Annotated in this window: 16 protein-coding genes; 7 read left to right on the forward strand and 9 right to left on the reverse strand. The window is 60.0% G+C overall.

The features are described 5' to 3' along the window. The first annotated feature begins 202 nt into the window (after window positions 1–202). Window positions 203–1000, forward strand: coding sequence for a potassium channel family protein (locus VH564_RS05750; RefSeq protein WP_423338857.1), 798 nt, complete (start codon window positions 203–205; stop codon window positions 998–1000). On the opposite strand, the gene VH564_RS05755 is transcribed toward VH564_RS05750, so the two are convergent. Continuing rightward, window positions 975–1937, reverse strand: a complete 963-nt coding sequence (locus tag VH564_RS05755; RefSeq protein ID WP_423338858.1) for a quinone oxidoreductase family protein — start codon at window positions 1935–1937, stop codon at window positions 975–977. The genes VH564_RS05750 and VH564_RS05755 overlap by 26 nt on opposite strands. A 90-nt stretch (window positions 1938–2027) precedes the next feature. On the opposite strand from VH564_RS05755, the gene VH564_RS05760 reads away from it, so the two are divergent. Then, window positions 2028–2483 carry a MarR family winged helix-turn-helix transcriptional regulator gene (locus tag VH564_RS05760; RefSeq protein ID WP_423338859.1) on the forward strand — a complete coding sequence of 152 codons (456 nt, stop codon included), beginning with the start codon at window positions 2028–2030 and terminating at the stop codon, window positions 2481–2483. A 135-nt stretch (window positions 2484–2618) separates the two neighbouring features. Continuing rightward, complete coding sequence (locus VH564_RS05765) at window positions 2619–3560, forward strand: dihydrodipicolinate synthase family protein (protein ID WP_423338860.1); 942 nt, start codon at window positions 2619–2621, stop codon at window positions 3558–3560. A gap of 117 nt (window positions 3561–3677) precedes the next feature. Here the strand turns inward: VH564_RS05765 and VH564_RS05770 are convergent, their stop codons facing one another. The 5 genes from VH564_RS05770 to VH564_RS05790 form a co-directional block, all read right to left on the reverse strand. Next, window positions 3678–6200, reverse strand: coding sequence for a methyl-accepting chemotaxis protein (locus tag VH564_RS05770; RefSeq protein ID WP_423338861.1), 2523 nt, complete (start codon window positions 6198–6200; stop codon window positions 3678–3680). A 258-nt stretch (window positions 6201–6458) separates the two neighbouring features. After that, window positions 6459–7490, reverse strand: a complete 1032-nt coding sequence (locus VH564_RS05775; RefSeq protein WP_423338862.1) for an ABC transporter permease — start codon at window positions 7488–7490, stop codon at window positions 6459–6461. Further along, window positions 7487–9067 (reverse strand): sugar ABC transporter ATP-binding protein, encoded by a 1581-nt coding sequence (locus VH564_RS05780; RefSeq protein WP_423338863.1) that lies wholly within the window; start codon window positions 9065–9067, stop codon window positions 7487–7489. Before VH564_RS05780 ends, VH564_RS05775 begins: the two co-directional genes overlap by 4 nt. Window positions 9068–9138: 71 nt before the next feature. Further along, the gene (locus VH564_RS05785) at window positions 9139–10143 is read right to left on the reverse strand and encodes an autoinducer 2 ABC transporter substrate-binding protein (protein WP_423338864.1); all 1005 of its coding nucleotides are present in this window, start codon (window positions 10141–10143) and stop codon (window positions 9139–9141) included. Between the two features lie 84 nt (window positions 10144–10227). Then, window positions 10228–11214 (reverse strand): ABC transporter permease, encoded by a 987-nt coding sequence (locus VH564_RS05790; RefSeq protein WP_423338865.1) that lies wholly within the window; start codon window positions 11212–11214, stop codon window positions 10228–10230. Window positions 11215–12037: 823 nt separating this feature from the next. On the opposite strand from VH564_RS05790, the gene VH564_RS05795 reads away from it, so the two are divergent. After that, window positions 12038–12175: a hypothetical protein gene (locus VH564_RS05795; protein WP_423338866.1), complete on the forward strand. Its 138-nt coding sequence runs from the start codon at window positions 12038–12040 to the stop codon at window positions 12173–12175. 66 nt (window positions 12176–12241) lie between these two features. After that, entirely contained in the window at window positions 12242–12565 is a 324-nt protein-coding gene (locus VH564_RS05800) for a hypothetical protein (RefSeq protein WP_423338867.1), read from the forward strand. A 207-nt stretch (window positions 12566–12772) separates the two neighbouring features. On the opposite strand, the gene VH564_RS05805 is transcribed toward VH564_RS05800, so the two are convergent. Next, window positions 12773–13447, reverse strand: a complete 675-nt coding sequence (locus VH564_RS05805) for a CHASE3 domain-containing protein (protein WP_423338868.1) — start codon at window positions 13445–13447, stop codon at window positions 12773–12775. Between the two features lie 306 nt (window positions 13448–13753). Between VH564_RS05805 and VH564_RS05810 the strand changes: the two genes are divergently transcribed. Next, window positions 13754–14788 (forward strand): LacI family DNA-binding transcriptional regulator, encoded by a 1035-nt coding sequence (locus tag VH564_RS05810; protein WP_423338869.1) that lies wholly within the window; start codon window positions 13754–13756, stop codon window positions 14786–14788. 10 nt (window positions 14789–14798) lie between these two features. Here the strand turns inward: VH564_RS05810 and VH564_RS05815 are convergent, their stop codons facing one another. Then, window positions 14799–15758 (reverse strand): alpha/beta hydrolase, encoded by a 960-nt coding sequence (locus VH564_RS05815; RefSeq protein WP_423338870.1) that lies wholly within the window; start codon window positions 15756–15758, stop codon window positions 14799–14801. Beyond that, window positions 15755–16903, reverse strand: coding sequence for a Gfo/Idh/MocA family protein (locus VH564_RS05820; protein WP_423338871.1), 1149 nt, complete (start codon window positions 16901–16903; stop codon window positions 15755–15757). The genes VH564_RS05815 and VH564_RS05820 overlap by 4 nt, the downstream gene beginning before the upstream one ends. A 176-nt stretch (window positions 16904–17079) precedes the next feature. Between VH564_RS05820 and VH564_RS05825 the strand changes: the two genes are divergently transcribed. Next, window positions 17080–18426 (forward strand): ABC transporter substrate-binding protein, encoded by a 1347-nt coding sequence (locus VH564_RS05825; RefSeq protein ID WP_423338872.1) that lies wholly within the window; start codon window positions 17080–17082, stop codon window positions 18424–18426. The last annotated feature ends 69 nt before the right edge of the window (window positions 18427–18495 follow it).

Raw genomic sequence — 18495 nt, forward strand, 5'->3', positions numbered from 1 at the left:
TTCGTCGTGGCCGTTAGGCGATCTTCCCTTCGGCACGTTGAATGCCCTTGCAGCAAAAGGCAAAACTGCACCGCAAGCGCCTTTCGCATTGGGTCGCGGCCGGCGTTGAGCACGCTCGGCGCCGATGCCGCGATCGATATTGTTCCATGAAGTATTTTTTCCAATGCTTGATGGAGCTTATCGAGCGCCTATCTCCGGCATGATGAGCAAGATCGAAACCAATCCGGCGCGCGGCAATCGGAAAAGCCTTAGGACCGAACTGCGGAGGCTCGAGAGGGTCGAAGGGCGCGGACCGTTCATCATCCAATCGGTTCTGGCGATAATCGATATTGCCATCCTGGCTTTCTTCGTCCTCGGACCATACCTTCGCACCAGCCCGTCATATCTTGTCATCGATTACGCTATCGCGCTCTGGATAGCCGCCGAAACGACGGCGCGCGCAATCGCTTCGCCGTCGTTGCGACAGTGGATCCTTCGCCCGATGACATGGATCGACTTCATCATCCTCGGCACCCTGCTGTTGCCGGATGTGCTTTTCAACTTCGCGTTCCTCCGGGTCATGCGATTATGGGCGATCGGAAGAAGTCCGTTGCTTCGGGAAGCGCTCCGCATGGCGGGCTATGCCCATCTCCGCGATGTCGTGCGCGCCGTCATTAACTTCCTTGTCTTCCTGTTTCTGATCACGGGATTCGTCTACACCTCGTTCTTCTACCACCGCGATGGCGGCGAGGGATTTGTCGATGCCCTTTATTTTACCGTCGCGACGGTCACCACGACTGGTTTTGGCGATATCACTCTGCCCGGCACGGTCGGCAAGCTCACTTCCGTGGTCACCATGATCGTCGGTATTTCGCTGTTCGTCCGCCTGGCCCAAGCCGTGGTTCGGCCCTACAAGATGACTTATTCATGCCACCGATGCGGCCTTCAACGGCACGATGCGGACGCGGTTCATTGCAAGGCATGTGGCGAGATACTCAATATTCCGGATGAGGGAGCGTAAAGACGATGCGCCCGTCGCGGTCATCCTTGCTCCAAGCCTCTTCGACATCGGAAAGTGGAACGGCCTCGGTTGTGATCGCAAGGCCGGCTGTACGCGCCGCCGCAAGCATTTCGCCGATTGAGCCGAGGAGATTTGGCAGCGACACCGAACCAATGCCGCTACCCATCAACTCGATCGCGGACGAGCGCAAGGCTGCGGCCGGTAGTGCGATGTCGCCGCCAGCCATCGAGCCGATCTGCACAAAGCGGATTGCTCGGCCATCCGGCCCGAACTTTGCACCCGCAAGCAGGATGCTGCGCGCGCTTTCACCCCAGAGGTAGTCGAGAACCACGTCCACGCCGTCCGAGAAATGCTTCCGGAGATGGCTTTCGGTCTCGCCTCCGGTAAGCGGGATCGTGGCATCCGCACCGAGATCCTTGAGACTTTCCAAGGTAGCCAGGTTGCGCCCGGTCGCAATGATCCGCCCTGCCCCCAGATGCCTCGCGATCGCCACGGCAAGCCGTCCTGAAACCCCCGTCGCACCATTGATCAACACCGTCTCGCCCGGGTGCAAGCGTGCACGATGGCGTAATGCCGCCCAGGAGGACATGCCGGGATTGGCAAGCGCGGCAGCCGTGACATCATCGAGATCGTCGGGCACCGGCACGCAATGACTGGGATCGACGAATGTTTGCTCCGCCATGCCGCCGAAAGGCATGCGGGGCATGGCGAAATACACCCGGCTTCCGTCATCGAGACGGCCAACGCCGTCCACGCCCGGCACAAATGGAAATTGATTATCGGCGCTATAGTGACTGCCCGACGCCCTGCCGCGAGTCAGATGGGTGAGCGCGGCAGCGCTGACCCGCACCCTCTGTTCGCCCGATTGGGGCTCAGGGTGATCAAAGTCTCCGTAGATGGGTGCGACGCCCGGGCCGGTGACGATTGCGGCTTTCATTGGAAGTTCCTTTCATAACGATTAAATATGTGTAATATGCACATATACCTGCGCAGAATACGAGTCAAATAAAACATGCAAAATACACACATGTCAGAGAAGCTGAAGGCGTTGCACGGTTCGCTCATCGACATCGTCACTGTCATGAACCAACCGCAAAGAGACGAAGTCATCATCAGAGCGGCTGATATCAAGCTTGATCGTGCGTTGTTCCCATTGTTGGTGGGTATCCAGCGCGTGGGGCCAATCGGGGTTGTGGAGCTCGCCGATCGGGTCGGTCGTGACTACACCACGGTCAGCCGACAGGTCGCAAAGCTGGAGGCCCTTGGGCTGATCGAGCGAAGCGCCGGCGCCAAGGACAAGCGGATACGCGAGGCAGTCATTACGCCTGAAGGCAAGCAACTGACTGACAGGATCGATGCTGCCCGCGAAAGGATTGGCCGGGCCGTGTTTGGCGAATGGGAAGAGAAGGAGTTCGATGACATGGTTCGGCTGATGCGCAAGCTGGCCGACGCGATGCTGAAGGGTCCGCCGGCGGATGTTTGAACGGAAGTCGAGGTGTTGCTTGGCGGACCCCATCAAAACCGACGAACGCGAAATTACCAGTCGACTTTAAAATACAAACTGTATACATAGAACTCATCGCGGCGGGGATGCTGCTGGCCACCTTTGGAGATGATGATGACGTCTAATATCTTTACCGGCTGTATTCCGGCGCTGATGACACCCTGCCATGCCGACCGCAGCCCCGATTTCGATGGGCTTGTCCGCCGCGGCAAGGCTCTGGTGGAGGCCGGCATGTCGGCAGTCGTCTATTGCGGATCGATGGGCGACTGGCCGCTCCTGACCGACGCGCAGCGCATGGAAGGCGTCGAACGCCTCGTCAAGGCCGGGCTCCGGGTGATCGTCGGAACCGGCGCCGTCAACACCAAGGTCGCCGCCGAACACGCTGCCCACGCGCAACGCGTCGGCGCCCATGGCCTGATGGTGATCCCGCGGGTCCTGTCGCGCGGAACCTCAGTTTCCGCCCAGCGGGCCCATTTCAAGACCATCCTGTCGGCCGCGCCCGATCTGCCGGCGGTCATCTACAATAGCCCCTATTACGGCTTTGCCACCCGCGCCGACCTATTTTTCGACCTCCGCAGCGAACACAAGAACCTTGTCGGCTTCAAGGAGTTCGGTGGCCCTTCGGATCTGCGCTATGCCGCTGAAAACATCACCAGCCGCGATGACGACGTTACCTTGATGGTCGGCGTCGACACGGCAGTGTTCCACGGCTTCGTGAATTGCGGCGCTTCGGGCGCCATCACCGGGATCGGCAATGTGTTGCCGAAGGAAGTGCTGCAACTGGTCGCTCTCTGCGAAGCTGCAGCGGCCGGCGATGCCAATGCTCGGCAGCGCGCGCTGGAGCTGGAAGGAGCCCTTGCCGTCCTCTCCTCCTTCGACGAAGGCCCGGACCTCGTGCTCTATTACAAGCATATGCTGGTGCTGACGGGCCACCCGGAATTCACGCTGCACTTCAACGAAACGGATAAACTGTCCGACAGCCAGAAAGGCTTCGTCGAAAAGCAGTTCGCGCTGTTCCAGACTTGGTATGCGGATTGGTCGAAGCAGTTCGCCTGAGCCAAGCTGCGCTGAAGGACTGCGGGTCCTGGCTCAAAAATGGATTTTGCCGACATCCTGGGGATGTCGGCAAGCTTGCACGCTCGATTTTCGATCAGAGCAAAACAGCCTCAGAACCTAGGCGGCGCGGCTCATCGCGTTCAGCGCACGGCCATGGTCCAGGCTGAAATTGCCTACCAGCTCCGTGAGCGTGATGGTTTCGTCCGACAACTGCCGGGTCGCGGCGTTGGTCTCTTCCACCATCGCGGCGTTCTGCTGGGTCATGCGGTCGATCTCGTTGATCGATGATGTCACTGACTTCAGCGATCCCGCCTGATCGCTGCTCGAGGAAGCGATAAGCTCGATCTGCGCGAAGATCGCGATGATCTCCTGCGAAATGCCGATCAGCTCGTTGCCCGTCTCGCCGACATATTCGGAGCCCAGCGCTACTTCGTCAACGGACGTCCTGATCAGCTGGGCTATTTCCTTGGCGGCCTGGGCGGACCGCTGGGCAAGCTCCCGAACCTCCTGGGCAACCACCGCGAAGCCCTTGCCGGCATCCCCTGCCCTTGCTGCTTCGACACCGGCATTCAGCGCCAGCAAGTTCGTCTGGAACGCAATCGCGTCAATGACCGTGACGATGCTCGATATCTTCTCTGAGGACTCCTTGATGCGACCCATGGCGGATACCGCGTTCTTGACGATCTCAGCGGAAGCCTCGGCGCGCTGCTTGGTGTTGTGAACGACATTGAGGGCGGTGGTGGACCGCTCCGACGTCGTGGACACGGTCGAGGAAATCTCGTCGACGGCCGCCGCCGTTTCTTCCAGCGCCGCAGCCTGCTTTTCGGTGCGCATGGCGAGATCGTTGACAGCCGATGCCATCTGCTGGCCGTTGTCGTGTATGACCTCGGACGTGTTGCGGATGTTGACGAGCGTCTTGCGCAATCCATCGATCGAGTGATTGAAATCCTTGCGCAGGCCGTCGAGATGCTGGGCGAAGGGTGTTTCGATTACGAAATTCAATTCGCCCTTGGACATCCGACGCAGCGCCTGTCCGAGGGCCTCGATCGCGGCGTCTATCTGGTGGCGGGCCTCGCGGCGATCGGCCTCGTTTCTGGCGCGCTCGGCTTCGGAGAGGGCGCGGTTGGCCTCGGCTTCCTTCTCCATGGTCCGACGGGAAATGGCATTATCCTTGAAGACGGTGAGCGCCCGAGCCATGTCGCCGACTTCGTCGGCGCGGCTTTCCCCGGCAATCGACGTTTCGAGCACGCCCTCTGCAATCCTGCGCATCGCAGCCGTGATCTGGGCAATCGGTCCCTTCAGCGTCAGTACCAGAGCACCACCGGCGATCATGGCAATGAGCACGCCGATCGCCATGGCGCCGATGGAAACGCTATTGGCCTGCTTCCGCTCCAGCCCGGCATTGTGCTTCTGGCTGTCGGCAAACTGCGACAGCAGGTTCCAGGTGCTGTCGATCTGCGCGGCGGCAGCTGCAAATTGCGTCTGCTTCTCGACCGAATTCGCGGCAATGTCCGATGCGGCCTGGGTGAGCTTGTCGAGCACGGGCTGGAACTTGCCGGATATTTCGGTGAAGGTCGCGTCGTCCTTCACGAGATCCGCCAGCCGTCCGACCTCGGTCCCATACATATAGATCGATTGCTGGACCTTCTTGACGCTCGCCTCGTCGGGGTTGGACACCAGCTCGGCAAAGACCACGCGAATTTCATTGTTGCTGTTGACGATGGCGCGCAGCTTGTTGCCGATTCCCTCGGCCTTGGAAACCTCCTGATCGGACGCCGCCAGATCGAGCACGGACCTGAGCATCAACGCATTGGCTGTCGATTTCAGCTTATCGGAGGCCGCGACAAGGCCCGCCATCGCGATATCGGCACTGGCGGCCGACTGCGTGGGATCACTTGCCTTGGCCGCCTGGTTGAGCGCATCCAGCTGGACCTTGATATCGCCAAGCACCGTCGGCTGGTCTTTCGAAATCGCCGTTTCGAGCGGCGAAAGAGCTTCCGTCAGTTCAGCCGCATATTTTTGGGCGATTTCCGCCTTGGTATCAGGCGTCGAGGCTTTGGCGTAGTCTGCGCTGAGCGCGGTGATCTTCAAGGCGGCCGCGTTGATCGCGCCTGCGTTCTTAAGCCCGGCCTTGTTGGCATTATCCTTGATTTTCGCCGTTGCCATGACGCCGAAGGATCGCTTGCCAATTTGGCCCTGCAGGTCAAGCAGGGTGGCGGAGTTGGCCACGATGTCGTTCCAGATCTTCTCCTGGTTCGACTGCAGCTGCCATATGGCCTCGATCTTGTCGGGAATTGTCGCGGCTTCGGAGAGCGCCTGGTCGAGCAGAGCGACGTCGGACGTTGCGCGTAGTCCGTCCGCTGTCTGCTTGAGCAGTGCGATTTGGTCGTGCGCCTGTGCTGCAGCGCTGTCATGCGTCTCTTGCGAGGGCTTCATCAGGAAGGAGGTCATGCTGGAAAAGACGTTCTTGAATCCGCTCAACGATTGAAGAACCTCATTGGAAACTTCCATCCTCCCCTCGAGAAGACGCGATGCGTAGATGCCGGTGAGGCCCACTGCGAAGATGCAAAGGATGAAGGGGGTTACAAGCAACAAGACTTTGGTTTGAATCCGCACACGCGACATCAACCTGTCGATCATAAATTCCACTCCCGTATTCCCGAACAACTGCGCTCAAGCCTCATTCCGCAAGTTGTCATTAGTTCATAAATTAGACGTTAAGCACCGGACGCCCGCAAGCCAGGCGACGCGTTCAGTCGAGCAGACCGCCTGAGCGCGTTGCTGCCATGATCGCCTCCGGGTTTGACCTCATGGCAACTTATTCGGATGACAGATTTACAGACATGACAGCGAGACTTGACGCACAGTCCCGCCTGCCGCCTGCACGCCCCCAAATTCTCAGCGCTTTCGGCCGACAGAGAACAGCACGCCTGCCAAAATGATGAAGGCTCCGATGATCGCCAATTGCCAGGTGCTGGGAATGCCGACGAGGATCAGGACATTGTTGACCAACGTAATGAGGATGACGCCGAGCATCGTGCCTATCACGGATCCCGAACCACCGGTTATCCTTGCGCCGCCGAGAATGACGGCCGCAATGACCTCTAGTTCCGATCCGGCGAGGTCGAAGGGATTGGCCAGACGATTGCTTGCCACATGCATGATCCCCGCAATCCCCGCCAGCAGGCCGGCATAGGCAAATACGCAGATGCGCACGGTCCGCAAACTGTAACCCAATCTCTCGGCGATATGCGGGCTGCCGCCAACGGCGAAAATGGCGCGCCCCATCAGGGTGCGCTTCAGCAGATACCAGGTCACGACCGCAGCCACGAGCAAGACGAGCACATAGGCCGGAAGGGTGGCGACGGCGCCGTTCGCACCGGTGTAGTGAAACAACGGATATTTTCCGAAGGCATCCATCGAGTTCGGGATGTTCATGAACAGAGCCGTTCCAACGAATGTCAGCAGAAAACCGCGGATCACATATTGAGTGCCGATCGTCACGATCAGCGCCGGCGCCTTCAGGAGGCTCACGAGGACGCCATTGGCCGCACCGAGCAATGCGCCGCCCGCCGCTGCAATCACCAGAGTGACGGCGATAGGCATGTTGGGCATCCAATCCGTGACCAGCATGGTGATCGCGTACATCACCAGAGCCGCTATCGCGGTGAAGGAGACATCCAAGCCACCGGACGCAAGCACCACCAGAACACCCAGCGCGAACAGCCCGCGCACGACGCTGGACCGCGTCATGTCGAATAGGTTCGACACCTCCCAGAAAGACGGGTTGATGCTGCCCACGACGATGCAGACGAGAATGATCAGGGCCAGCGTCACCAGCGGCGGATAGCGCAGCGACAGCCGGCCGATACGGGCACCGAGGTTCTCCTTCGTGTCGCGATCGGCGGTACGGGATATCATGCCGGTCATTTCTGTAACTCCGGTGCGTCTTCTGAAATCATCGACTGATAGAGCGCCTCTTCCTCGACTGTTTCTGCGTCGAAGGTGGCGGCAATGACGCCTTTGCGCATGACCGAAATCCGATCGCAATTCTGCAAGAGTTCCGGCAGGTCGTCGCTGATGATGATCACTCCCATGCCGTCGGCCGCAAGCTTCTGAATGATCCGGAAGATCGTGTCCTTGGACCCGACGTCGACCCCCACGGTCGGACCATGGAGGATGAGTAACTTCGGATTGATGGTCAGCCAGCGGCCGATGAGGACGCGCTGCTGGTTGCCACCGGAAAGCGACATGACCGGATTGTCGATGTCAGGCGTCGCCACCTGCAGATCTGCGATGGTCTGCTGCGCCAAGGCACGGCTGCGTTCGCGACTGACGAGGCCGAGCTTCCCGCGCAGTCGGTCGAGCACGGCGACGATGATGTTTTCCCGGATCGACTTTTCAAGGAAAAGCCCTTCCGATAGACGATCCTCCGGCACATAGCCGATCCCCGCCTCGATTGCGTCTGTCGGACTGCGCAGGATGAGCTCGGCGCCCGAAAGCGTGATCCTCCCGCGATCGGCCGGCGCGACGCCGGCCAGTGCCAGGGCGAGCTCGTTTCTGCCCGAGTCAAGAAGTCCCGTCAGGCCCAGGATTTCGCCGCGTGCGAGCGTGAAGGAAACATCGCTGAATCCGCCGCTGCGACCGAGAGCTTTGATGGAGAGTATCTCTTCGCCACCATGCGGCGCGGTCCGGTAGCGCTTGTCGTCCAGCTTCTTGCCTGTCATGAGAAAGCCGAACTGCGTCTTCGTCTGCCCGGCCACATCGCATTCGGCAACCTTCAAGCCGTCACGCATGATGATCGCACTGCCGCCGATCGCCTTGCATTCTTCCAGCTTGTGAGTGACGAACAAGACCGACACGCCCTGCGCATGCAACTTCCCGACGACGTCGATCAGGTTGTCCACTTCTCGGCGGGTCAGGGCGGTTGTCGGCTCGTCCATGATCACAAGGCCGGCGTGGGAGGCAATCGCCCGGGCAATTGCGATCAGCTGTCGGGTGGCGATCGGCAGCTCCTCGACCGGCGTGATCAGAAACTCGGGGTCGGTCGGCAGGTTCACCGCCTCCAGCGCGCTGATGGCAGTCTGCTTCAAAGCCTTGAGATCGAGCCGGCGGGCCAGACTGCCGCCGGACGCGACCAACTGCCGTGTCAGGGCGACATTTTCGGCCACGCTGAGATTGGGAAGCAGCGATAGGTCCTGATAGACCGTTTCTATCCCGGCAGCCAAGGCACCGATCGGCGTAAGAGACTTTTCGAGCTTGCCGTTGATAATCAATTCGCCGCTGTCTGCAGATTGCGCGCCTGAGATGATCTTGATCAGCGTACTCTTGCCACAGCCGTTTTCGCCCATCAGATGGTAGGTACGGCCGCGCTCGATCGTGAAGCTCACCCCTTTCAGAGCCTTCACGCCGCCAAATCGCTTCTGCAGATTTCGCACCTCGAGAAAAGGTACGCAAGGATTCTGGCCTTCGGCGAGCGGAATATCGGCTTGAGTTGGCAAAGACATATTTTTGTTCCAGGCGTGGTCTGCGATAGGGCCGGCGCTTTGCGCCAGCCCACTTGTCGAAGTCTAAAGGATCAGAACGGATAGTCTTTGTAATTGGCCTTGGTCACATCGACCCAGGCTTGACCCGTCACGATGACGCCCTTGCCGGGGCCTTTCTTGACGGAAACCTTGTTGTAACCCTTGACGCCGAGATCCATGCCGTCAGTCATATCTTTGCCATCCATAACCATGTTGGCAATCTTGTTCATGACGTAGCCAGCATCCTTCGGATCCCAGAAGGAGATGCTCTGGACGGCACCCGATTCGAGATACTTGGCCGTATCCTTCGGCAGGCCGAGACCGACGACGCAGACCTTGCCGACAAGGCCGGCCTCTTCGACCGCACGGCCGATGCCGATGACGTCGATAGCCGAGCCACCCTGGAAGCCCTTGATATCGGGATATTTGCGCAGGATTTCCCGCGCCTTTTCATAGGCCTTGTTGGCGTCGTTGAAGGATTCGTTCTTCGCCGAGACGAGCTCCATTTCCGGATATTTGGCCTTGGCATTCGCGGCCCCGCCATCCGCCCATTCGACATGGGTGAGACTGCCAAGCGATCCCACGAAAGATGTCCACTTGCCCTTCTTGCCCATGCAATCTGCCAGCTGATCGTCGAAATGGGCGCCAAAGGCAGCGTTGTCGAACGCTTCCATGTCGACAAGCGTGTTCTTCAGGCTGCTACCCTCATGCGAGATCACCTTGATGTCGCGGTCCAGCGCGCGTTTCAGAACACCCTCGATGGCGGAAGGGTCCATCGGCACGACGGCGATGGCGCTGACCTTCTTGGCGACCAGATCCTCGATCAGCCGGCCCTGCTGGGCGGCGTCAGCCTTGGCGGGGCCGATTTCGCTCGTCTTCACGCCCGGATTGTCTTTTCCGTAGGCGATCACGCCCTGTTCCATGCGGGTAAACCAGTTCTCGCCGGTAACCTTGACGACGGTGACGATGGAGGGAGTGTCTGCGGCAAGCAGCGATTGAGCGGCGCACAGGGCACCAACCGCGACGGTGCAGGCTGCAATCTTACGAATTAATGACATCAGCGTTTCCTCAGTTTGGTTGTTTTACCCGTTTGATTGGCGTTGATGCCCGCACGGCGATGCCGCCGGCAACAACGGTTGACGTCACGCCCGTTTCGGAAACAGAGATCCGAAATCGAAGCGCGAGACGGCAAGGAAGAGCAACAGCAGCAGGCCCCAAGCGCAGTCGCGGAAGAAGTTCGATATGTCCAGGAAATTGAACAGGCTGGCGAGCATCTGCAGCGCGGTGGCCGAAAGCACGACGCAGATGATCCGCCCATAGCCGCCGTCCGGCCGAACACCTGCCATGACGACGATCAGGATGGCGATCAGGACATAGGAGGTGCCATAGTCCCACTTCACGCTTGAGGTGCGCGCCGCGATGACGATACCGGCGATGCCGGCAAGCACGCCGCAGGCCGTATAGGTCAGGAACAGCATCTTCCTGCGGGCGATGCCAGCATATTGGGCCGCCTTGGCGTTGCTGCCCATCAGATAGAGGCGCAAGCCGAAGGGACTGAAGCGCAGGACGACACCGATCGCGAGCGCGATCACGAGAAATAGCGAGAAGCAGAGCGGCACGCCCAGGAACGGAGAGTTTCCGAAATCGTCAAGCGGCTCCACATAGCCGATGCTGAGAGCCGAACCGTTGGTGAAAGCCACGGCGATACCAGTAAAGAACATCTGCGTGCCAAGCGTGGCAATGATCGGCGTCAGCCCGGCGAAGGCGATCAGATAGCCATTCACCATGCCGCCGACGAGGCCGACGATGATTGAAACGCCAGCGAATGCCCAGCAGAAAAGCATAGGTGAATCATCTGACGACACCCAGTCGCGCACCAGCAGATAGGACGTAACGCCGGCAAGATTGGCAAGCGCGATGCCGGACAGGTCGATGCCGCCATTGCCCGACACCATGGCAAGCATGACGCCAAGTGCCAGCAAGCCGAGTTCGGGGACCTGGGCGGACATGGACTGGAAATTATAGAGGCTGATAAAAGTCGTGCCCGCAAAGGCAACGGCTGCTGCTATCACCAGCAGGTTGGCAGCTGCCAGGAAATTGAGCTGCCGGTCCGCCATCATATTCTTCATCGTCAGTTCCTCCCCCAAGCGGCTTCGCCAATCTTCGCGTCATCGGTGTCGACCCTTGCTTTCCGAATATTCGCGCCTGCGCTGCACATTTTGTGCAGCCACAACGTGAATCTACAGAGCTGCCCATGGGCGCAGCAACAAGCACGACTTCGCATCAATGCGTTGAATAACTTGGATCTTCCTCACCACAGCACGGCGTCCTCCTCCATGCTCGATAACAAGGCTATAACGAGAATTGACATTTGTCGAACACTATTTGAATTATGTAGAAATCAAATTTTGTTGCCCCTCTGGTTGTGTTGGTTGAGGGATGGGGCGGTTGGAGGCTGGAAAAGCAGGAGTCCGGCTACGGCCGAGCGATCTCCTTAAACTGAGACGGTTCATCCTTCCTTCGGTCTCAGCGCACCGTCGATCTGTTTTCTCTATTGCTTGATGCATGAAGGATTGATCTATCCCCTTGCTACCAGCGGGACGAGCGAGCATAGTCGGGCGTCGGCAGCCATTTCACGGGCGCTGCTGCTTAAGGGCGTTACCCTGGCCCCAATCGAAGGAGGACTTCATGTCTTCCACTCAGACATTTATCTCGGGAAACCGCCGTGCCCATCGGAGCGCACAGGGCGGCGATGATGGATATGCGGGTTTGGGACCGGATGTCGTCCGCGCCACCAGCAGACCATGCCGAGCGCCTGACCTTTATCTGGAGGCATAGGCCTCGGCGACTGCTCCTGCAGAACTTGCCAAGGCGCATTGCCAGCCCATTCTGCTGCCTGGAGCGATGCGCTGTTTCCGGTCGCCGCCGCTCACACTATTGAAGGAGAAAGATATGGCGAAAGTCACGCTCATCAACGCCGTTTGGGTGTCCATCATGTGCGTCATACTCACCTGGGCGGCCATCTTGTACGGAGAGAAATTGCCGATCAAGAGGGGGGCCGGTCCCTCCCCTGTTGCCATGCTCGACTGACGGTCGGTGGGTGACGGGGATAAACGACGCTGATGAATGCTAAAGCATGGGGAGTAGGAGGCCAGAATGTACAACGCGAAACGTGACAGTAAAGGCGGCGTTGCCGCGCACGCCATCCCATCGATGGGAGAAATCGAGGGCAAGCTTACGGTTTTGGAGGTCGTTGCAGCGACGACGCTCCGCATGCTCCTGCAACAAGGCGATAAGCACGCCGCTCAACACGTCCTGTCCGAGGTCAAGCGGGCAATGCGGTCCAAGTGTGACGATATCCGCCTGTCCCCTTCGGATTCGAAGTCGGCCATTGAGTATGCGCAAGAACTTATTGACGCTATCTACGAGGACGCCGAATTTCGCACGCCGACGATCGAGGATGAGATGCTGATTGCCTAGGTAAAGGGTGGGCGCGCGATCTCGAATTTGCCTCGGAGGCTGGGTGCAGGGCTTCAGGGCGACCATTCAGCCGCAGAGGGCCGGCAAGCCCGGTGAGTTCGTCTCATCGCGCACCGCCTTTTTCAAGCTCGGCCTGATTGCGTTGCCTATGACCGGGCCGCTACATCGGCTGTTGTCGTGCTTCAGTTGCTCTGGAATTGAGCATCATCATTCCTGCCTTTGTCGTTGATGCTTATCGCGGCGAGCCAGGTAAAGCTCGATGCAAGCGCGGGTCAGGAAAGAAGCCAGCCCCACGAGAACGGCCACAACACGGATAAGCGTTTCGTCAGCCTCGACCTTCGATTGCCGCGTCGCCAACAGCGCTTTCTCCGCTTCGGTGATATCGCCGATGACCTTGCGGATGGCATCCATCGTGGCCTGTTCCATTCTGGCGATCTCCAGCGCCCTGGCTGCCTCGAACCCCGTGCTGTCGCGCAAGATGATCGATTGCTTGAGCTCGTCGAGCTTCTCATCGACCAACATGTCCAGCTTCGTCATCCTTGCGGACTGGTCAGCGTCATCCGACAAGGAGGCTTTCAGCGTGGCGCGCAATTGCGTCAGGCGCGACAACGCTTTTTGATAGGGATCGAGATAACGGCGGTCGCCGCTGAGAAGATACCCACGCTGGCCGGTTTCTGCGTCGTCCAGTCCGATCAGGACGTCTTTCGTCGTATCGACGATCTCGAAGGTGCGAACGACAAGCTGCTGATGGCTTCCCATAAGACTATGCGTCCATGTCGTCGCAATCACCCCTGCAGCAATCACAACACCAACGGGTATTGAGCGCAGGAGAACAGGTGTCGTCAGATAATTTCGACGCATGCTGCGCCACGACCAGTCCATGATCGGTTCCTCTTCCAAAAGCAGATCCGCCGTTTAGCGCCTGCGACCAATTGTGACCATCAGTTTCTGGAGCCGCTTTGATCGGTAAAGCCCATGCCCGCAAACCCGATGGCCGGCAGCTTCCGGCGTTTTGAAGCAAGCAACGCACAAGCGGCGCGCATGCGAAGCATCCGCGCGTCTGATCCGGCATTGGCTGCTGCGTGAGCGGCTTGGCGGCACATTTTTAGGAAGCGGTTGCACTCGCTATGGCGAAAACGCATAGTTCAGCTTCGCTACCTATTCGGCAGACGGGACCGCCAGGCATTCATGAAGAAATTGACGCATCGGACGATGGAGGATTTCGCGAAATCCAGCGGCATATCGCGTCCAACCCTATCGAAATATTTCGACGACCCCAGCCGAGTGAAGCCTGCAACGCGGGCGCTGATCGAAGCGGCGCTGAAATCCTCGGATTACCAGCCGAATCTCTATGCGCGAAACCTGAACCGCAAGCGTACCCGCAATATCGGCATTCTGGTGCCGGCGCTGGGCGACCCGTTCTATGCCGAGATGGTCAACCGACTGGAACTGCGGCTACGCACGAGCGGCTATTGGCCGATCGTTATCTCCTCTCACGGTCTGCCGGAACTCGAGGCGGAAGCCGTCAAGACCATGCTATCCCTGAAGGTCGCCGGCGCTCTGGTTGCCCCCCTGGGCTTCCGGTCCGATCCGCGCGTCTTTGAAAAACTGGGCCAGAACCTCGCCATGGTCTATTTCGATACCTTCCTCGAGGGTAGCGTTCCCTTTGTCGGCAACGACAACAGCCAGAGCGTCGCGACAATGGTCGATTATCTCTGCCGATCGGGGGAAGCGCCGGCCTATCTCGATATCCCGCATATCAACCATAATTCGCCCGAGCGGCTGGCGAGCTACCAGGCAGCCGTCAAGGCAGCCGGTTTCGAACCCCGGGTGATCGAAACCATCGCGGATTATACCTGGGACTTCGAGCGCATCGGCTACGAGCAGATGGACGAAATGCTGCGCCGGAAAACCCTGCCGAGCAGGACCATCCTTTGCGCCAACGACCGTCTTGCATTCGGCGCGATGGCGGCGGCCTTTGCCCATAACCAGCGGGTCGGACGCCGCAAAGGCGCGCACCTGCGCATCGCCGCCCACGACGATCACCCCTTGAGCCGCTATGCCTCCCCGCCGCTGACCACCATGGCTCAGGATTTTGCGGCCATGACCGCCAACAGTGTCGAGACGCTACTTGCCCTGCTTGGCGACGGTGACGCATCGACCATGCCTATTGCCCAGGCTATGCGCTCCGGCGGTACGCTGGTGATGCGCCAGTCCGCCTGACGGAGTGGGATCAACGAAGCGCTTCGATTTGGCGCCAGGCGGATATGGCATCTTCCACCGCCGTTCGCGCGGCGGGAATATATCTTCCCATGGAAACGAAGCCGTGGATCTGAGTGGGAAATTGCCGAAGTACGACGGCCACACCGTCCTCCCGGAGCCGCTCGGCATAGGCCGTGCCCTCGTCGGCGAGAATGTCGAGCGCTGCAATGGCGACGAATGCGGGCGGTGCGCCCGCAAGGTTGGGCGCCCTCAACGGTGAGACGCGCCAGTCCTCGATGTCGTCCATCGTCCGGATGTAGTGATCGCGAAACCAGCGCATCGTTGCTTTCGTCAAACCGAAGCCCTCGGCGTAGCGCCGATAGCTGTCGGCAGTCTGCGCCGCATCGGTGTTCGGATAGAGCAGCAATTGCGCCGAAATGCCTGGCGCCTTGCCGGTCCGGGACATCAGCGCCACCACCGCAGCCAGATTGCCGCCGGCGCTGTCGCCGGCCACGGCGATCCTCTCGCGGTCGATACCGAGGACATCAGCCTGATCCCCCATGAAAGCAAGCGTCGCAAGGCAATCGCCGAGACCTGCCGGAAACTTGTGCTCCGGTGCCAGGCGATAGTCTGGGCAAACCACGGTGCAAGCGGCACCATTCGCAAACCATCGGCAGATCTCGTCATGGGACTCGAGATTGCCGATGACCCAGCCGCCGCCATGCAGATAAAGGAGCGACGGCCCGGGCTCCGCCTGTGCGTCGATGCCCCGATAGATGCGAACGGTGATGGGCCCGTCCGGTCCTTCGATCACGCGGTCCACGATCGAGGCGACCGCTTCCGGTTCGCCATTCAGTTCTTTCGCCCCGCGATCGTAATCGCTGCGAGCCTCGCCGGGGGAGCCCAGCTCGAAAGGTCGCGGCTTGGCGGCCTTGCTCAGGCCGAGGACGCGTCGCGCGCCCTCATCGATGGTGTCACTGATATCCGTCATGCGAGCAGGCTTCGTGCTTCGTCTTCGCCGAGCACGGCGGGCTGCGCAATGCTGTCCTCGATCGTCACCGACTGCCCGCTTTCGCCTGATGTCAGGATCGCCTCCATGATATCGAGCACATGCAGGGCAAGGTCGCCGGATGCCCGAGGCGCGCGCTCTTCGTGCAAGGCGCGGACGAGATCGGCGACGCCGAGCATGCGATAATTGGCCCGGTCAGGGGCTGCGAACGGCCAGTTCTTCGCGCCATAGAGATCACCCTCGCTGGTGAAGTCCCGCCACTCGGCCCCGCCCTCGGACAGGGAAACCGTGCCGCCAAAGGTATCCGGGTCCGGCAGGCGCAGCGAGCCCTTCGTGCCATGAAGCTCGATCGGATGGTTGGAGTGGCGGAAGACATCCCAGGACGCGCCGAAGGTGACGGTCGCGCCGGATTGGAATTCCAGCAGGGAGAACACGTTGGTCGGCGTGCCCACCTTGAAGGTCGTGTTCTGGAAGGGGCCATCGGCGGTAATCAGCCGTTCCTCCTGGCCCTTGGTCGCCATCGCCATGACGCGCGCCACCGGTCCAAGCAGATTGACCAGCATCGTCAGATAATAGGGACCCATGTCGAAGACCGGTCCGCCGCCCGGCTGGTAATAGAATTGCGGATTGGGATGCCAATGCTCCATGCCACGGCCCATCATGAAGGCGGTGCCGCCGACGGGACGGCCGATCGCCCCTTCTTCCATCAGCCGCCGCGCCCGCCGGCCGGCCGCTCCGAGGAAGGTGTCCGGCGCCGAACCGAGCAGCAGGCCGCGTTCGCGGGCCTCCGCCACAAGTCTGCGCCCCTCGGCCGCCGAGGTCGCCAGCGGCTTTTCGGTGAAGACGTGCTTGCCCGCCGAGAGCGCCGACATGCTGACGTCGAAATGCACGGCAGGAACGGTCAGATTGAGGACGAGGTCGATCTCGGGGTCGGCAAGGAGTTCGTCGACATCAAGCGCCCGGATACCGTATTCCTCGGCGCGAAGTGCCGCCATATCGGCCGATATGTCGGCGCAGGCGCGCAGTTCGACCCCTGAAAACAGCGCGGCATTGCGGAGATAGGTCATCGATATATTGCCGCAGCCAATCACGCCAAGGCCGATTTTTGCTCTGTTTCCGTCTGTCATGAAGCGCGCTCCTCCCGCTATTTTTTAGCCTCCCAGAGCAGTGGCTATACACTGCACGAAGACCGAACATCCGATTTAAAGCATTTTATTTGTTGACGCGCGACAAATTTTTATAAATCATACGGCAATACCGGCATGGAGTTTTGAAGATGGCCGGCTGTCCTGGGAGGGATACAATGTCAGATATCAAAAAGGCGCCTTCGCGCTCCAATTCTCTTTCGAATTCAATGATGATCGATCGTCGCCGGCTGTTGATGGGCGCGGCTGGAGCGGCCGTTGGTGCGGCTGCCCTCGGAGTGACCTCAGGTCTTGGCATGGGGTCCGCGCGGGCTGCCGGCCGGACGGAGATCAGCTTTGCTTCCGCCAGCTTCTTCGGCAAGGAAGGTCTCGGCGATCTCGTCAAGGCCTTCAATGAATCGCAGGACCGGATCATGGTGAAGTTCATCGAACTGCCGCCGCCGAGTTCGTCGACCGAAGTCTATCAGGGCCTGATCCAGCAGCTCGCCCGTCGCAACGGCACTCCCGATGTGTTCACGCAGGACGTCGTCTGGATCGCCGGCTTTGCCGCCGCCGGCTGGGCGCTTCCGCTGGACGAGTATTTCCCCAAGGATAAGCGGACGGATTATTTCCCCGGCACGGTTGCCGCCTGCACATACAACGAAAAGCTGACGGCCCTGCCGTGGTTCGTCGATTCCGGCATGTTCTACTATCGCAAGGACCTCGTCGAAAAGCATGGCGGCAAGGTTCCGGAGACCTGGGACGACATGGCCACGATGGCGGCCGCCGCCCAGAAGGCAGGCGATGCCAAGTTTGGCTATCTCTGGCAGGGCAAGCAGGCCGAGGTGCTGATCTGCGATGCGGTCGAGATCATCACCTCCAACAACGGCTCCATCCTGGCACCGGACGGAAAGTCGTCCGTAGTCGGAGACAAGGCGGCGGTCGAGGCGATCCAATTTCTGCACGACACCATCAGCAAGACCAAGATCAGCCCGCAGAACGTCCTGTCCTGGGATGAGGAGCCGTCGCGCCAGCCCTTCACCTCGGGCGAGGCGATGTTCATGCGCAACTGGTCCTACGTCTACCCGATCGCCCAGGACGCAAAGGCCTCGCAGGTCGTCGACAAGGTCGCGGTTGCGCCCCTGCCGCATTTTGCCGGCGGCAAGAGCGCGGCCTGCCTCGGCGGCTACCAGCTTGGCGTCAACGCCAATTCCAAGAAGCGCGAAGCGGCGATCGAGTTCCTGACCTGGATGTCGTCGCCCGAAACGCAGACCCGTCTGGCGCTGAACTTCGGGCTGGCACCGTCGCGGCCGGCCATCTTCGAGGACGCCAAGCTGAAGGCGGAGCAGCCCTTCATGGCAAGTCTGCAAAGCGTCTTCACGGGCGCCACGCCTCGGCCGATCACGCCGCAATACGCAAAGGTCACCCTGGCACTGCAGTCCAGCATCTCAAAGGCGCTGGTCAGCGGCGACGTCAAGACCGAACTCGAGGCTGCGGCCGCGCAAATCAACAAGATCGTCGCCTGATATGGCTTTCACAGCCTCAGCCCCGTCGACGGGACAATCAAGCAAGGCAAGGAGGGCGCTACCGCGCGC

The sequence above is a fragment of the Rhizobium sp. HT1-10 genome, from assembly GCF_049472505.1.
GTDB lineage: Bacteria > Pseudomonadota > Alphaproteobacteria > Rhizobiales > Rhizobiaceae > Rhizobium.

Bases quoted from the DNA above. Each gene is read 5' to 3' on its own strand.
- VH564_RS05800 (WP_423338867.1), top strand. From the start codon at position 12,242: ATGTACAACGCGAAACGTGACAGTAAAGGCGGCGTTGCCGCGCACGCC.
- VH564_RS05820 (WP_423338871.1), bottom strand. From the start codon at position 16,903: ATGACAGACGGAAACAGAGCAAAAATCGGCCTTGGCGTGATTGGCTGC.
- VH564_RS05815 (WP_423338870.1), bottom strand. From the start codon at position 15,758: ATGACGGATATCAGTGACACCATCGATGAGGGCGCGCGACGCGTCCTC.
- VH564_RS05770 (WP_423338861.1), bottom strand. From the start codon at position 6,200: ATGATCGACAGGTTGATGTCGCGTGTGCGGATTCAAACCAAAGTCTTG.
- VH564_RS05765 (WP_423338860.1), top strand. From the start codon at position 2,619: ATGACGTCTAATATCTTTACCGGCTGTATTCCGGCGCTGATGACACCC.
- VH564_RS05760 (WP_423338859.1), top strand. From the start codon at position 2,028: ATGTCAGAGAAGCTGAAGGCGTTGCACGGTTCGCTCATCGACATCGTC.
- VH564_RS05825 (WP_423338872.1), top strand. From the start codon at position 17,080: ATGTCAGATATCAAAAAGGCGCCTTCGCGCTCCAATTCTCTTTCGAAT.
- VH564_RS05750 (WP_423338857.1), top strand. From the start codon at position 203: ATGAGCAAGATCGAAACCAATCCGGCGCGCGGCAATCGGAAAAGCCTT.
- VH564_RS05810 (WP_423338869.1), top strand. From the start codon at position 13,754: ATGAAGAAATTGACGCATCGGACGATGGAGGATTTCGCGAAATCCAGC.
- VH564_RS05805 (WP_423338868.1), bottom strand. From the start codon at position 13,447: ATGGACTGGTCGTGGCGCAGCATGCGTCGAAATTATCTGACGACACCT.
- VH564_RS05780 (WP_423338863.1), bottom strand. From the start codon at position 9,067: ATGTCTTTGCCAACTCAAGCCGATATTCCGCTCGCCGAAGGCCAGAAT.
- VH564_RS05795 (WP_423338866.1), top strand. From the start codon at position 12,038: ATGGCGAAAGTCACGCTCATCAACGCCGTTTGGGTGTCCATCATGTGC.
- VH564_RS05790 (WP_423338865.1), bottom strand. From the start codon at position 11,214: ATGAAGAATATGATGGCGGACCGGCAGCTCAATTTCCTGGCAGCTGCC.
- VH564_RS05785 (WP_423338864.1), bottom strand. From the start codon at position 10,143: ATGTCATTAATTCGTAAGATTGCAGCCTGCACCGTCGCGGTTGGTGCC.
- VH564_RS05755 (WP_423338858.1), bottom strand. From the start codon at position 1,937: ATGAAAGCCGCAATCGTCACCGGCCCGGGCGTCGCACCCATCTACGGA.
- VH564_RS05775 (WP_423338862.1), bottom strand. From the start codon at position 7,490: ATGACCGGCATGATATCCCGTACCGCCGATCGCGACACGAAGGAGAAC.